General features: G+C 51.6%; 10 protein-coding genes and 1 tRNA gene. 8 read left to right on the top strand and 3 right to left on the bottom strand.

The window, feature by feature from the left end:
- Positions 1-6: 6 nt before the first annotated feature.
- Positions 7-3,186, bottom strand: coding sequence for a non-ribosomal peptide synthetase (locus TERTU_RS19055; protein ID WP_015818054.1), 3,180 nt, complete (start codon positions 3,184-3,186; stop codon positions 7-9).
- Between the two features lie 277 nt (positions 3,187-3,463).
- Here TERTU_RS19055 and TERTU_RS19050 point away from each other — a divergent pair, with 277 nt between their 5' ends.
- Both TERTU_RS19050 and TERTU_RS19045 read left to right on the top strand, forming a co-directional pair.
- A complete protein-coding gene (locus TERTU_RS19050; RefSeq protein WP_015820911.1) occupies positions 3,464-4,618 on the top strand; it encodes a class I SAM-dependent methyltransferase in 1,155 nt (384 codons plus the stop codon).
- On the top strand, positions 4,602-6,119 hold the full coding sequence (locus tag TERTU_RS19045) for a condensation domain-containing protein (protein ID WP_228378201.1): 1,518 nt from the start codon (positions 4,602-4,604) through the stop codon (positions 6,117-6,119). Before TERTU_RS19050 ends, TERTU_RS19045 begins: the two co-directional genes overlap by 17 nt.
- A 211-nt stretch (positions 6,120-6,330) precedes the next feature.
- Here TERTU_RS19045 and TERTU_RS19040 read toward each other — a convergent pair.
- Positions 6,331-6,407 (bottom strand) — tRNA-Arg (locus TERTU_RS19040).
- A 162-nt stretch (positions 6,408-6,569) separates the two neighbouring features.
- On the opposite strand from TERTU_RS19040, the gene TERTU_RS19035 reads away from it, so the two are divergent.
- From TERTU_RS19035 to TERTU_RS19015, 5 genes are all read left to right on the top strand, one after another.
- Positions 6,570-6,977, top strand: a complete 408-nt coding sequence (locus TERTU_RS19035) for a c-type cytochrome (protein WP_015819644.1) — start codon at positions 6,570-6,572, stop codon at positions 6,975-6,977.
- A gap of 352 nt (positions 6,978-7,329) precedes the next feature.
- Positions 7,330-8,283, top strand: coding sequence for a lysylphosphatidylglycerol synthase transmembrane domain-containing protein (locus TERTU_RS19030; protein WP_015818033.1), 954 nt, complete (start codon positions 7,330-7,332; stop codon positions 8,281-8,283).
- An 8-nt stretch (positions 8,284-8,291) separates the two neighbouring features.
- A complete protein-coding gene (locus tag TERTU_RS19025) occupies positions 8,292-9,740 on the top strand; it encodes a UbiA family prenyltransferase (RefSeq protein WP_228378200.1) in 1,449 nt (482 codons plus the stop codon).
- An 8-nt stretch (positions 9,741-9,748) separates the two neighbouring features.
- Positions 9,749-11,068, top strand: a complete 1,320-nt coding sequence (locus tag TERTU_RS19020; RefSeq protein WP_015817268.1) for an FAD-binding oxidoreductase — start codon at positions 9,749-9,751, stop codon at positions 11,066-11,068.
- The gene (locus TERTU_RS19015; RefSeq protein ID WP_015820847.1) at positions 11,065-11,811 is read left to right on the top strand and encodes an SDR family oxidoreductase; all 747 of its coding nucleotides are present in this window, start codon (positions 11,065-11,067) and stop codon (positions 11,809-11,811) included. The genes TERTU_RS19020 and TERTU_RS19015 overlap by 4 nt, the downstream gene beginning before the upstream one ends.
- A 33-nt stretch (positions 11,812-11,844) precedes the next feature.
- Here the strand turns inward: TERTU_RS19015 and rep are convergent, their stop codons facing one another.
- The gene (gene rep, locus TERTU_RS19010; protein WP_015820374.1) at positions 11,845-13,866 is read right to left on the bottom strand and encodes a DNA helicase Rep; all 2,022 of its coding nucleotides are present in this window, start codon (positions 13,864-13,866) and stop codon (positions 11,845-11,847) included.
- Between the two features lie 404 nt (positions 13,867-14,270).
- Between rep and TERTU_RS19005 the strand changes: the two genes are divergently transcribed.
- A complete protein-coding gene (locus TERTU_RS19005; RefSeq protein ID WP_015816807.1) occupies positions 14,271-14,858 on the top strand; it encodes an outer membrane beta-barrel protein in 588 nt (195 codons plus the stop codon).
- Positions 14,859-14,905: the final 47 nt, after the last annotated feature.

Genomic DNA, 14,905 nt, shown 5'->3' with positions numbered 1-14,905 from the left:
GAGTTGTTAAATATTGGCGCGTTTGGGTTTGCGCATCGCTTGGCGCATTTTTTGAGCCCGACTACTTGCAGACGCTTTAGCGATAGGCGTGGCGCTCGGTGTGGAGCCGATGTTTGCGCGATTATCCAGGTGCTCCGCTAGAGCACGTATGCTTGGATGAGTAAACATATCTGGTCTGGACAAGCCAAAGTTATGGCGACTATTCAGTATCGAGTGAACAGTCATCATGCCTAAAGAGTCACCGCCGGCTTCGAAAAAACCCACATCAAGCCCGCATTGCGTCTTGCCCAATACCTCACACCAGGCATCGTGGATGAGTTTCTCATGGTCGCTGAGGTCGCCGGTAGGAGCAGCTTCTTCTGTCAATTTAGGCAGGCTGTATACCGGAATGTGTTTGCGGTCTACTTTACCGCTGGAGGTCAGGCTGAATGCTGCCAGCTGTTGAAAGTAGCGCGGAACTTCGTAGGCAGGGAGTTTGCCGCTCAGGTAAGCGATTAAGTCGGCTTCCTGCACTGTCGCTCCGGTGGCACAGGTAAAGTGAGCAACCAGTGCTGTTGAGTTGCCCGTGTCGAGCGTGGTTACAACGGCTAATTCAATGCCACTGAAGCTCATCATGACGTTTTCAATTTCGGCCAGCTCGATGCGCAAACCGTTGATTTTAACCTGGAAGTCTTTACGACCGAGGAATTCGATTTCGCCAGCGCTGTTCCAGCGGGCAAAATCGCCAGTGCGATAAACTCGACCTTCGCCAAACGGGTTCGCAATAAATCGCTCTGCGGTGAGGTTTTCCGCACCCACGTAACCTTGTGCAACCTGAACCCCCGCAATGAGTAGCTCGCCCATCACTCCGATGGGTACAGGTCGCATTTCTTCGTCCACAATATGCAGCTGCGTATTGGCAATGGGCTTGCCGATTGGCAGTACATGTCCCGCAAATGTGGGGGTGCAAGTCCAGCAACTTACGTCAATTGCCGCTTCGGTAGGACCGTAAAGATTGTACAGAGTGGCTCCGTCAAATTGTGCGTAAAATTGCTGTTGATGTTCCTGTTTTAATTCTTCGCCGCTGCAGATAACGGTTTTTACTGAGGGCAGGCCATCAACTTTTGCAGCGAGTAATGCCGAAAGCATCGCTGGTACAAAATGCACCAGATTCGCCTGAAATTGCTTGATCTGCGCGGCAATACTATAAGGGTCCAAATGGCTATCAGCTGCAGCGATCGCCAGAGTCGCGCCGGTTTGCAGTGGCCAGAAAACTTCCCATACGCTCACATCAAAATTATAGGGTGTTTTGAACAACGCAATTTGTTCTGCGCCGAGATTAAATGCCTCTTGCATCCAAAGCAGACGGTTGGCGATACCGCGGTGGCTGTTGGCTACACCTTTCGGATGACCAGTGGAGCCGGAGGTAAATATGATGTAGGCGGTGGCGTCAGGGTCGCGGGTGACAGAAACTTTGTCCGCTGGCTGTGTGCGAGCGAGTGAGTGGTATTCCGACTCTGCGAGTATCTGGCCAGAAAAATCGAGGCCTGCGGGCAATGCGGTGCTATTGAGCAGCAGTTTGCAGCTAGCCTGGCGAAGCATATAAGACACACGATCGGCAGGCAGTTGGATGTCGATCGGTAAATAGGCTGCTCCGGCCTTTTGAATCGCATAGATGGCCGCGAGCATGTCGCGGCTGCGGCTATAGAACAGTGCAACCACGTCGCCTGGTTTTACCCCTGTCTCAATTAGAACCCGTGCGCGGCGATTGGCTTCTGCATCCAATTCCGCGTAGCTGAGGTCGCCGGATGAATCGCGCAGCGCAGTGTTGTGTGGGGCTTTTGCCACTTGCGCTTCAAACAAGTCCATCAGGTGGTGCGGAGCGGCGTATGCTTTCTCCGTGGCGTTTACCCCGGCGATAAGGGTGCAGTCTTGTGGTGACTGATAGTTAATATCGCTAAGGGCGGCGTCGGGGCTAGACACCATTTGCCCTAAAACGCTGATATAAGACGCGCTAAATCGTTCTGCAAATTCGTGATTAAATACGCTGGTATCGTATTCCAGGTCGCCGTGCAGCGCGTTGCCATCCTGCCAGCAACGCATAAAGAGCGCGAGCTGCGGTTCGTTCGGGCGAACAGGCAGTGGCGCGACTTCTGCATCGTTGAGCGATAGTGTGAACGGGTGTTCGAAGGTGAATCCGTTACAGAAAAGTTTACCGTTATCCTGCCCACTACCGGAAACAAACGACGGATAGAACGGGTGCCGGTGCGCGCCGAGCATGGCGAAGCGAATCTCTTTCAGGGCTGCGAGAAAGCTTGTGCCTTCTTCGAGCTTGGCGATAATCGGGGCAACGCTGATCAGGCAACCGATGGTGGTGTCGTTACTGCTGTTGCGGCGCAACGACAAGGGCACACCCACAGCAAAATTGGTCTCGTTCGCGTATTTACTCAGCAGCCAGTAATACGCTGTCAGCATCACTAAAAAGGGTGAGCTGCTGTGGGCTTTCGCGAAGTCCACGACTGCCGTTTGCAGCTCGGCAGGCAATGCCAAGTTTGCGGTTTTCATCAGGCGGTCGCTGGATTCTGCGCTGCTGTGAATCTGGGTGTGTTTCTGAATGCCGGTGGTGCGTTCCTGCCAATAGGCTTTAGCGCGTTCTCCCACTGGCGACTCAAGCCATGAGGCTGCGTCAGCTGTGACCAGGTCGTAATTATCCTGCGCCTGCTTGAACGCGCAAATATTGCCGTTGTAGGCATGTTCTATGTATTCTTTGATAATGTCCTTGCTGGCCAAATCCATCACTATATGATGAAAGACGATGGCGACACGTTTGGTATCGGGTTGCGCCGTTGGCTCAATAATCAGGCGACACAACGGGCCATGTTCAAGTGAAAAGTCCGCTTGGCACTGGTCTTCAAACCAACCTTGAGCGCGCGGAGCGTCGGCAATTTTTACGTCTAGAGCGTTACCACTGTAATCACGGTGCAAATCGCCGTTGGCAAAACTGTAGGTAGCGTTAAAAATTCGGAACTTGGCGAGTGTGGTTGATACCGCATTGACCAGGCGATCCTGATCCAGCCCGCGTATCTGAAGTGCGCAGATGACGTTGTAGGCATTTCGGCGTCCCTTCTGGTCTGCCAGCCAGAACTGGGTTTCCGGCTCTGAGGCAACCAATGCGGGGGGTAGGCTGTATGAGGTATTTTCCACCATTAACTCCAGGAGTATAACTATGTCCTTGATGAATACATTTGCATTAAGGGCTGTGGATAAAAGCGTCTGCTGGCACAAATCATGTTTAACAACAGACTCTAATATCGACGTCACCTAATGGCTCAGGGTTATATATCGAATAGATGCTAATAACATGCCATTGGCGATTATTTAACCCGTTAGTAGCGTACAGTAGCATTGGATTAAGCGGTCTAACCGGCGGGCACTAAAGGCTTTTTATACGTGAAGCTTTCTTTGCAAGGAGCATGGAATCATCATGAATACGGCATACGAGGCAAGTCATTTCGCCAATAATCTCGACGATGAAATTCGGCGGTTGAACGCGCAAGTCGCGCTTTTCTGGCCGCACGAGGGGGATCTACTGACGCAGGCCGGCTTGCGCAATGGTATGTCGGTTCTGGATATCGGCTGCGGCCCGGGCCACCTTATCGGCCTGATTAAAGAGCGCTTCCCAAACTGTCGAATTTCAGGGTTAGAGCGTGATCCGTTGCTCGTGACTGCAGCTGAACAATATTTGGCCAGTCAGCAGCTTGCGGGTTGTCAAATTTTCCAGGGCGCTGCAGAATCGCCACCCCTGCCCGAGGGCAGCTTCGACTTTATAACCATGCGCTTGGTGCTTGAGCATGTCTCCAAGCCGGAGGTTGCGCTAGCGGCGGTAAAAGCGTTGCTAAAGCCCGATGGTTTGCTCGCGGTTATCTCTAATGACTTTGATTTCCACCTGCGCACCTGGCCTCAGGTAAACGCTCTGCAGCCGCTCTATCAGGCGTACTGCACCGCACGAAGAGATGATGGTGGCGATCCTACCATTGGACGCCGCGTCCCCCAGCTACTCCAGGCCACCGGCTACAGCCTAGTTTTTAATCGCCTGGAAATGGCCCATAACGCGGAGCTTGGCGATGAGCCATTTCTGCGGGCGGAAGGCGTGGGGATACCTGCACAGCTAGTAAAAAGCGGTTATCTTGCGCAGGCAGCCTTCGATGAGCTGGCGCGAGATTGGAAATCCATGCTGGACACGCCGGGGCACGTCATTTCCCGACAGTTGTGGTTGGCGGTCGGCCGTAATTGCGCTGCGGCAAGCGCCCAAGTGGAAGCACCCAGCGCCCGTCAGGTAAAGGCTGCAGTGGATTTACCCCTGCCGGATCGCGCCGCGTTGCTCACCTTGATTCGGCAAGTTCTGGACGATGATTTACTCGACGCAGACGACACCCTGAGTGACGCTGGAATCGATTCCGTGAGCGCGATTATTTTGCAGGATGCCATCAAAAACCTGACCTCAGTCGAAATCCCCATCCTCACGCTACTCGATAATCTTGGCGTAGACCGCCTTTGGCAGTTGGTCAGCGCGGGAAGTAGAGTCACGGGGCCTGCCGTGCAAGGTACTAACGGGGTTGCTGATGAGGGCGAACTCTAGGATGGATGGAGAGGCGCTACTCGAAGCTCTCGCTAAAGAACGCGTTTTTTTAAAGCTGCATGGCGACAAACTGAAATATCGGGTACCCGGTGGTCAGCTCAGTCCGGAATTGGCCAGCCAGATTAAACAAGCCAAGCCCATGCTCGCGGACTGTCTCGCAGGAGAGACTGATTTTTGTCTGATAAGCCCTTTGTCTGCGAACCAGCAATCACTGTTTTTCAACTATCAAGTTGTACCAGAGTCCACCGCGTACGATCTGGCGATCGGTGTTTCTCTGGATGGCCGGGTTGAAGAGAAACGCTTGCGCGCAGCTCTCGCGGGCCTGCTTGTGCGCTACCCCTGTCTGGGGTCCAGTTATCGCCTGTTAACTATCGGAGGGAGAACGCTTCCGTGCCAGATCGTAGGCATCGGTGATGTTGACCGTTTTGAGTTGCATGTTGAAACGGTGGAAGACTTTGATGCTGCGCTCGAAGTTGCACAAAATTTCTATGACACACCTCTCACCCTCGAATCATCGCCTAACTTTTTATGTCAACTGATAAATTTTTCGACATCTGAGTCTGCGTTATTACTGAAGTTTTCGCACCTTAGTGCTGATGGCTGGACAATGGGGATGATTGTTTCGGCTTTGAACAAACTGTATACAGATTCGACACCAGCAGAAATGGCTCTTCCTCTGTACACCGACTACGTGATAGACCAGCGCACTCAGGAGTCGGCCCGTTGGGCTTCGGCGCAGGCCTACTGGCAAAACCAACTGGCGCAGATTCCTGCGCACACCTCGCTGAATGATTGTGAATCACCGCGGGTGGAGCAGGTCAGTCAGCGCATTCCCCAAGGGGAAACTCAGTTTTTTGAGCTTTCTTCTCAAGGGCGGGACCGCGTAGAAGCTTTTGCTCAGCAACACCACACTACGGCATCCGTGGTTTTGCTGGCGGTTATGCAGCGTCAATTACTGGCAGTAAACCCAGAAGGCGTGATCGTCGGTGTGCCAACACTGGGGGCAAGGGCGCCAGGGTACTTCTCGTGCGCAGGCTACTTTGTGAACCCTGTGCCAGTGTTTGCTGGGCCAGACCGGCTCGCTCAGCCGTTTGATGAGCACTTACAGGAAACCGCAGCTAACCTGGCAGGCGCATTAGAGCATCGCGACTATCCATTTGGTTGGCTGGTTAAGGGCCTTGGGCTGGCGCCGGATATAAGAACTACGCCGGTGTTTCAGGTGCTGTTCAATTTTTTACAGCGAGAGGTGTTAGGGGATCTGGTGGACTGGTTGTACCCCTGGTCTGAGCCGCAGAGCCGTCCATTTTTGGGTTTGCCCACTAACCCCTTTCCCGTCTTCCAGCAGGAAGGCCAGTTTGATCTAACTCTCGAGATTATCGATAACGGAGAGTCTTATCTTGGTCTGCTGAAATACGATCCGGCAAGGCTCAGCGAGGATGTCGCCAGTGACTGGATTGACGCTTATCTAGCCTCGTTAGACGCAGCGCTCTCTGAGAACTGAATCGGCGCCGCGTTGCCATTTGTCCATTTGTTGAGCGAACCCTGAACTGTGCCGCTATGCACGCCGTATTACTCCGCAGGCAGATCATAATCCGGCCAGTCTGGTTACAGGGACTAACTTAGGTTTGGGCAAGGGGCGAAACCGCGTCGTTTCGGCTGTGCGTCTGGTCTGAATGGGAGAGGTTATTACGGAGAATAAGGCATTGGAAAAGTGGCGCACCCGGAGAGATTCGAACTCCCGACCAAGTGGTTCGAAGCCACCTACTCTATCCAGCTGAGCTACGGGTGCGTAGAGGTTTCGGGGAGCCCCCGAAAAGAAGGTGTGCATAATACCCACGAGTTGCGACTTCGTCCAGCGCCTTGATCGATTTAACGCTGCCTATTTGTGTGGTTTCTCGCTATAATCCAGCCACAAAATTCGACTCGTTCTGTATCACAGGAAAACTGGGGAATGAATATGAAACTTTCCACTCTTGCACTGGCGGGTGTTCTCGCTGCTTTTTCCCTCGCCGTATCGGCGGAATCATTGGAAGAGCGTATCCAGCCTGTTGGCAAAACATGTATGGCTGGCGACGAATGTGCTGCGGCGGTACAGGTTGCAGATGCTGGCGCTTCTGCTAGCCGATCCGGTGAGGAAATCTACCAAAAATGTTCAGCCTGTCACGGCACTGGTGCTGCAGGTGCGCCGAAATTTGGCGACAAAGACGCGTGGGCACCCCGCATCGCCAAAGGTAAAGAAACCTTGTACACCCATGCGCTTAACGGCTTTAACGGTATGCCAGCAAAAGGCCTATGCTTTGATTGCTCTGAAGAAGAAATCAAAGGCGCTGTAGATTATATGACCAGTAAGTCACAATAATTTTACAGTTGCAAAAAAGCCGCGCGAAAGCGCGGTTTTTTTTTGCTCCAGGTTTGTTGTTTTTATGCGAAATCCATTTTCGCAATAGTGTGTGTTTACGCGGCCTTGCTGCGCGAGACTGGATTACCAATCTTTTTTAGCCTTGCTCCAGCCCGTTGCAGCCCTAAAAAAATTCGAAGGCACTATTATTGCTAACAAAACGTTGCGGCCTGATGCATGTGTGTGTTGAGCTGTGCAAGTGAATGACTCACTGTAAAGTGATGATAGTCTACTCGTTTCTATTTATTGCGGTGCCGATCAAACATGATCGTGCTGTACCGCGTGAAGGACCACCTCTAACGCCCAAAAGTTCATGCCATATCTCAACAAAATAATCACTGTTACTCTCATCAGTATTTTGGCCTATGCCGCCTGGGTTGTATTCTCGGGTTACGACGAGGTGTCCGCAGGACTACAACGCGTCAGTGCACAGGGTTTTCTAGTGTTGGTTTTATTGTCACTCTTTAATTACGGCGTACGATTTTTGCGCTGGCATTGGATGATCTCCCGGGTCACAGGAATATCTGTTCCATTGAAAGCCCATATGGAATGCTATGTTTCCGGGTTTGCACTGACGGCAACACCAGGCAAAGTGGGTGAAGCCCTGCGTTCCGTTTACCTCAAAGAATATGGTGTAAAAGCTAGTGACTCTCTCGCTGCGCTTTTTGCAGAACGCTTAATCGATTTAATTTCTGTGTTAATTATTGGCTCGTTTGCATTGTTTTATTTCGAGCAGTTTCAGTGGGCTGCCTATCTGGTTATTGCCGTTGTGGTTGTAAGCGGATTGTGTTTGCGCTCCCGCCTGTTTTTGCAGATGCTGGAGTCACTCGCTACAAACGCAAAGCACCCGACAGTAAAAAAAGTACTGTCAGGTTTATCCCGTACGCTACAGGCGGCAGCAAAATTTATGGGCTGGCGTATCTGGTTGGTCGGCCTGGTGATGGGCGTTGTATCCTGGGGAGCAGAAGCCTGGGGCTTTGTACTATTGGTTAAATGGCTCACCGGAAATGAATGGATTTTGCTGGCCGCCGGCATTTATTCACTCAGCATGATTGTGGGTGCGCTGAGTTTTATGCCCGGCGGGCTGGGGGGGGCAGAGGCCGTGATGGCCAGCATGCTGGTTATGCTCGGAGTATCGTTTTCAGATGCAACCGTTGCCACCATTATTTGTCGAGTGGTAACACTCTGGCTCGCTATTTTTATCGGGCTGGCGGTAATGGCAAAATTACAGATGAGATATAAAGCCACATTTCGTGTTGAGGAGTGATACGAAGAATGATTGATAGCAGAGATCAAACCCCGCTACTGGTTGACCTCGACGGATCGTTGATCTGTACAGATAGTCTGCACGAGACAGCAATGTTGCTGTTAAAAAATAAGCCCTGGCTGATTATCCATATGGTGTTTTGGCTAATGGCTGGTAAACAGGTGTTGAAGGGAAAGCTATACCGCTACACCCAGCTGAACGTCGAAGCCCTGCCTTATCGCGAAGAGGTGGTCGCGTATTTGAAAGAGGAGCACCAAAAAGGCAGAGAGCTTATTTTGTGCACCGGTACCTGGTTTAAGCTTGCAGAAAAGATTGCCGAGAATCTTGGTGTGTTCTCTGGCGTTGTCGCGACGGACGAGCAGGTGAACCTGACGGGTAAGTACAAAGCTAAATATGCTTTAGATACCTATGGTGACAAAGGCTTTGACTACCTCGGAAATTCCTCACCCGACTTACATGTATGGCAGTATGCAAAGTCTGCGGTGGTGGTTGGTGGCGAGAGTCTTGCGGCTAAAGCGCGCAAAGTGTGTGAAGTTGAAAAAGTGATCACACCGTCGAAACTGACCCTCAAGGTGGTATTGAAAGCGATTCGAATACACCAGTGGGCGAAAAACGGATTGTTATTTGTGCCTTTGTTAATGGCCCACAAAATAGATTCTCTGCAATCCATTACCGACGTGATCTGTGCATTTATCGCATTTGGCTTGTGTGCATCGTCAACCTATTTGTTTAACGACCTGTTAGACCTTGAAGCGGATCGCAAGCATCATACAAAATGTAAAAGGCCGCTCGCCAGCGGGGTCTTGCCTATACCTGAAGGCATTATGCTATGTGCCGGTTTAATGCTCGCAGGAATTGTTATTGCGCTAACCGTCAACCTGCATTTCATCTACGTGTTGGCGGCATATTTATTTATTACCGTTTTTTACAGTTTTAAATTGAAGAAGCTGCAAACTGTCGATGTGATTGTGTTGGCGAGCCTGTTTACAATTCGCGTAATCGCCGGCGGTGTGGCAGCGGGTGTTGAGCTTACATTCTGGTTGTTGAGTTTTTCGATGTTTCTGTTTTTATCGCTGGCAATTGTTAAGCGTGTGAGTGAACTTATCAACACCGCGAAGAATCAAACAGCGGAAACCACTGATAAACAAATTCTTGGTCGGGGATATTACCAGTCCGATATGGAAATACTCCAAAGCCTGGGCGGCAGCGCAGGATTTCTCGCGGTACTGGTAATGGCGTTCTATATCAATAGTGACGATGTAATTCAGTTGTATAGTCATCCTCAGGTACTTTGGCTGATCTGCCCGGTTATCGGCTACTGGATTATGCGAATATGGATGCTCACTGCACGGGGTCAAATGAACGAAGACCCAATCAGTTTCGCCATTAAAGATCAAAACAGTTGGTACGCCGGTGCAGTCTTGATAGTAATTCTGATCACTGCAGGTATGCTCTAGGAGCGGCTATGAAAAAGGAATCCTGGTCCTGGGGGGGAATCCCCAAGGCATCTCACCAGGTGGTTAATCTCAGGTGGCGCACAGACACCATAAACTTCGCAGGCTTTACCGCCAGCTGTCTGCCTTACGGTTTGGGGCGCAGTTACGGCGATGTGCCGATAAATGACGAAGGCATACTGGTGCGTACTACGGCACTGGATAGAGTGATCGCTTTCGATGCGGAAACGGGTGTATTGCATTGCGAGGCAGGCATCAGCCTGGGCGATATTTTACGCGTTGTTGTGCCGCGCGGCTGGTTTTTACCGGTAACACCAGGTACGCAGTTCGTTACACTCGGCGGCGCGATTGCCAACGACGTGCACGGTAAAAATCATCATTGCGCCGGTACCTTCGGCTGCCATGTGCTGGGTTTTGAATTACTGCGTTCCAGTGGCGAAAAACTTTGGTGTACGCCAACAGAGCACGCGGACTATTTTGCCGCGACAATCGCGGGTTTGGGGCTCACCGGGCTTATTCTTACCGCCAAAATTCAGCTCACCAAAATTGCTGCCAATAAAATCGACGTGAACAATCAGGCGTTTAACGGCCTCGACGAAGGTCTCGATTTATTCGAGCAGCATGAGGACACAACCTACACCGTTGCCTGGGTGGATTGTCTGACGCGAGGAGCGCAATTGGGGCGAGGTATTTTTTCCGGGGGTGAATTCAGTCAAACCGAAAGCCGAAAAAATCTGGCGACTAAACGGCTCGCCGTGCCACTGGATTTCCCATCGTTTTCGTTGAACAAATACTCGGTGCAGGCGTTCAACAACCTTTACTTCGCCAATGGCAAGCGAAAGTCCGGTCGGGGAGTAACAGACTACGAGCCTTTCTTTTATCCGCTGGATAAAGTGCATGCGTGGAATCGCATTTATGGCCGCAAAGGCTTCTACCAGTACCAGTGCTGTGTTCCTTTCGGTGAGGCGAACGAAGGCCGGGAAGCGATCAGGGAGATGTTGAACCAGATCAGTTTATCCGGCAATGCATCTTTCCTCGCTGTGCTCAAGGTCTTTGGCGATAAGCAATCACCGGGTATGTTGTCGTTTCCAGAAAAAGGTATAACGCTGGCGTTGGATTTCCCCAATTGGGGTGACAAAACCCAACGTTTATTTGACCGCCTCGATGCGATAGTGCGAGAGCAAAACGGCAAAAATTACCCAGCTAAAGATGCCTGTATGAAGGCAGCAGACTTTCAGCAGCAATATCCCCAGTGGGAGGCGTTTGCCAAGTTTATTGATCCCAAATTCAGCTCGAGCTTCTGGCGACGGGTAACACAGGAGAATGCATGAACGTATTAATTTTGGGTGCGACATCGGCTATCGCGCAGGCGGTGGCCCGCCAGTTTTTGTTGTCGGCCACAACACCAGTAAAATTCGTTTTGGTGGGTCGGAATGACGATAAGCTTGCGTTGATTGCTGAGGATTTAATTGGGCGTTCAGCGACAGCAGCGCATGTGCAGGTGCAGGACCTCACCCAACTCGATGCGATGGACGCCTGTATCAGCCGAGCCTGGGAAACGCTGGGTAGTATCGATGTTGCGCTTATCGCACACGGAACCCTGCCAGAGCAACGCGAGATCGAAAAGAGCTGGGAGCTTACCGAGCAGGCGTTGCGGGAAAACGCGCTTTCCCATATGGCGTTGATGGAGGCGCTGGCCTTGCGTATGGAAGCGATTAAGCGCGGTACCATTGCCGTTATCGGTTCTGTGGCGGGCGATCGCGGGCGTCAGAGTAACTATATCTACGGTGCGGCTAAAGGTGCGACAGCGATTTACGCTCAGGGTTTACGCAACCGATTAACAAAATCCGGGGTTCACCTGCTGACAATTAAGCCGGGCTTTGTTGATACACCTATGACGGAATCTATTGCGAAGAAAGGGTTGCTGTGGGCATCGCCGGAACAGGTCGCACAGGATATTGTTAAAGCCGTCCAGAAAAAACGTAACGTTATTTATACACCAGGCTTCTGGTGGTTAATTATGACTATTGTTAAATCTGTTCCCGAATTTATTTTCAAAAAGCTTTCTATGTAATCATCTGCAGGCACAGAGCCGTCTGTGCCTGCTTCACAAATCAAACATGCCTTTAATAGAGGCCATGGCCTCCGCGCCTTTCTTCTCGTTTTCTTCTTTGGTGGCTGGCGAAAACCCTTCCCGTTCTACATCTTCTTCTGGCAATTCTTCTAAAAACCGGCTTGGGTCAGTGGCTTGCTTTTCGCCAAACTGCTTTCGGGTTGCGGCCAATGTCATCGTCAGGGTTTTTTTTGCGCGGGTAATTCCCACATAGGTGAGACGGCGCTCTTCCTCGATATTATTTTCTTCAATGCTGTTGCGATGGGGGAGCAGCTCTTCTTCCATACCAATTAAATAAACGTGCGGAAATTCCAGCCCTTTGGACGCGTGCAGGGTTAATAATTGCACCCGGTCGGTCAGGTCCTCCTCTTCCTGGCGATCGAGCAAATCCTGAAGCAGCAGGCGGGACACGGCGGTGTTGATGCGTTCTTCGCCTGTCATCTCGTCTTCGCTGATTTTCTCCAAGGTACCGCGGATGGAATCCACCAGGGTCCAGATATTTTCCATCCGCTTTTCGGCCACTTTGGGCGAACTCGCGTTCTGGTGCAGCCACCCCTCATAATTAATATCGTTGATCATCTCGCGGATGGCCGCGATTGGCTCGTTGTTATGGCAGTTGTTGCGCACGCGGCCGAGCCAGTTACAGAATTCACGCAGATTTTCCAAGCCTTTTTTGGGAATAACCGCGTGCAAGCCCATTTCGTCACACGCGGTTAACAGGCTGACTTCGCGTTCTGTGGCGTAGCGCCCCAGTGCTTCTAGCGTACCGGTACCGATTTGACGGCGCGGGGTGTTAATCACCCGCAAAAACGCATTGTCGTCATCTGGGTTAACCAGTAGGCGCAAGTACGCCATGATGTCTTTTATTTCCGCGCGGGAGAAAAAACTGGTGCCGCCACTCATGTTGTAGGGAATCTGGTGGTGCTGCAGTTTTAGTTCGATTAAGCGGGCTTGATGGTTGCCCCGGTAAAGCACGGCAAAGTCGCGGAATTTGCATTGGCGGCGCAGGCGCTGGGTCAGTATCTCTGTTGCTACGCGCTCTGCCTCAGCTTCCTCGTTACTGCACCGGATTAGGCGCAGCGGCTCGCCCATCCCCAGATCACTCCACAGTGTTTTATCGAACTCATGCGGGTTATTGGCGATTAACGTATTAGCAACTTTGAGGATGCGTGCTGTGGAGCGGTAGTTTTGCTCGAGTTTGATGACCTGCAGTGAGGGGAAGTCCTGCTTTAACAGGCTCAGGTTTTCTGGTCTGGCACCCCGCCAGGCGTAGATGGACTGATCGTCGTCGCCTACCACTGTCAGCGCGCCCCGGTGGCCAATCAACTGCTTTACCATTTGGTACTGGCTGGAATTGGTGTCCTGATACTCATCGACAAGCAGATAGCGAATTTTCTGCCGCCACCGTTGCAGCACATCATCATTGCTGGCAAAGAGCACCGATGGCAGGCGGATCAAATCATCGAAATCCACTGCATTGTAGGCATGTAACGCCTTGTTGTACCGCTCGTAAACACGGGCCCAGGCCTGCTCGCCTGCACTTTGGGCCAGCTCGGCCGCCTGTGCGGGCTCTATTAGCCCGCTTTTCCAGTTGGAAATCTGGTGTTGTACGGTATCGACAAGATCGGTATCGATATCGCCGTTTTTCAGCATGATTTCCTTGAGCAGCGCTTTGGCATCCTCAGCATCGAAAATGGAAAAGCCAGACTTGTAGCCAAGGTGCTTGAGTTCGCGCCGAATGATATTCAACCCCAGGTTGTGGAAGGTCGAGACGGTTAAACCGTGGGCGGCTTTACCTTTCACCAGCTTGCCAACCCGTTCTTTCATTTCGCGCGCGGCCTTGTTGGTGAAGGTAACCGCGGCGATATGCCGAGCTGGCATATCGCACTGCTGGATCAGATAGGCAATCTTCTGAGTGATAACGCTGGTTTTACCGCTGCCAGCACCGGCCAGCACGAGGCAGGGCCCGTCGATGTACATCACAGCTTCTTTCTGGCGCGGGTTGAGTCGGTTCACGGGGCTCAGTTCTCGGTCACTTGCGGGGGAATGGGGGTAATGCCGCTGGATTTTACCAGATGACAATCGGCGATCCGAGTTCTTCCATAGAAAGAGGGCTGCTGGTTTGGGCGCAGTTCTGCTTTCGCTTGTAGCATTTGCAAGCGGGTGCAAAACCTACTCAACCACGGCGCGTTGTTGACTTCGTAAAAAAGAGGGGGCATCGCTGCAGGCCAGTCATCACGCGGCCTGCCGGCATGCACTAAAAATTGGCACAGTTATCGCTCCTACCCTTTCGTGGAATTGCTAAAGCAGTACAAGATTCGCCACGCGTTGCCCGGCAACACCGGCTAAACCAAAAAAAAGCCCATGCATGCGAGTCTGTGATTAGCGATTAAAAGTAAAAAATATGAGGAGATGAATTTATGTTTAACCGTAAAGCTATCTGCAAAAAAATGGCCTGTGTAGCTGGAGCATCCGTTATATCGGCAGCGGCGTTGACTGCGCCTTCCGTTTATGCCGACGATACCGGATTCTTTATTCAAGGTGCCTACGGTGGCTATAAAACTCATGGGGATGACTTTGATGATCAAAATACCTTGTATGAACTGAGCGCGGGATACCGCTTTTTACCTTTCCTGGGGGTAGAGCTTGGGTATACCGACTTGGGCAAGTTCGGTGGTGATTTTGTCTCCGCCGAAGTGGATGGATATTCCGCGAGTGTCGTAGGTTATCTGCCGTTTACCGAATCGTTCAATGCTTTTGTTGAGTTGGGTCAGTTCTACGGCGATGTCGATGTACAGGCACTGGATTTTCAGGATAAGACGGAGAGCGAGACACCCTTTTACGGCATTGGTGTGAGCTTCCGCGTGACTGAGCCGCTGTGGATTACCGCGGAATATGATCGTTACGATGTGGAATATGAAGATGGCGGTTGGCCTGACGACATCGTTGGTGGTGGCGACAGTACCGATGTAGATACCCTCAAAGTGGGCGCACGCTATTATTTCTAGCGTCTGACCGGCGATTACGAGTAGTAAAAAAAGAGAGTCGGTAGTTG

It is taken from the genome of Teredinibacter turnerae T7901 (assembly GCF_000023025.1).
Classification (GTDB): domain Bacteria; phylum Pseudomonadota; class Gammaproteobacteria; order Pseudomonadales; family Cellvibrionaceae; genus Teredinibacter; species Teredinibacter turnerae_B.
The sequence above is the reverse complement of the archived record's forward strand: the minus strand, read 5'-3'. Positions and strand labels throughout refer to the sequence as shown.

Excerpts from the sequence above, each read along its gene's own strand:
- TERTU_RS19055 (WP_015818054.1), bottom strand. The coding sequence starts at position 3,186 with ATGGTGGAAAATACCTCATACAGCCTACCCCCCGCATTGGTTGCCTCA.
- TERTU_RS19050 (WP_015820911.1), top strand. The coding sequence starts at position 3,464 with ATGAATACGGCATACGAGGCAAGTCATTTCGCCAATAATCTCGACGAT.
- TERTU_RS19045 (WP_228378201.1), top strand. The coding sequence starts at position 4,602 with ATGAGGGCGAACTCTAGGATGGATGGAGAGGCGCTACTCGAAGCTCTC.
- TERTU_RS19035 (WP_015819644.1), top strand. The coding sequence starts at position 6,570 with ATGAATATGAAACTTTCCACTCTTGCACTGGCGGGTGTTCTCGCTGCT.
- TERTU_RS19030 (WP_015818033.1), top strand. The coding sequence starts at position 7,330 with ATGCCATATCTCAACAAAATAATCACTGTTACTCTCATCAGTATTTTG.
- TERTU_RS19025 (WP_228378200.1), top strand. The coding sequence starts at position 8,292 with ATGATTGATAGCAGAGATCAAACCCCGCTACTGGTTGACCTCGACGGA.
- TERTU_RS19020 (WP_015817268.1), top strand. The coding sequence starts at position 9,749 with ATGAAAAAGGAATCCTGGTCCTGGGGGGGAATCCCCAAGGCATCTCAC.
- TERTU_RS19015 (WP_015820847.1), top strand. The coding sequence starts at position 11,065 with ATGAACGTATTAATTTTGGGTGCGACATCGGCTATCGCGCAGGCGGTG.
- TERTU_RS19005 (WP_015816807.1), top strand. The coding sequence starts at position 14,271 with ATGTTTAACCGTAAAGCTATCTGCAAAAAAATGGCCTGTGTAGCTGGA.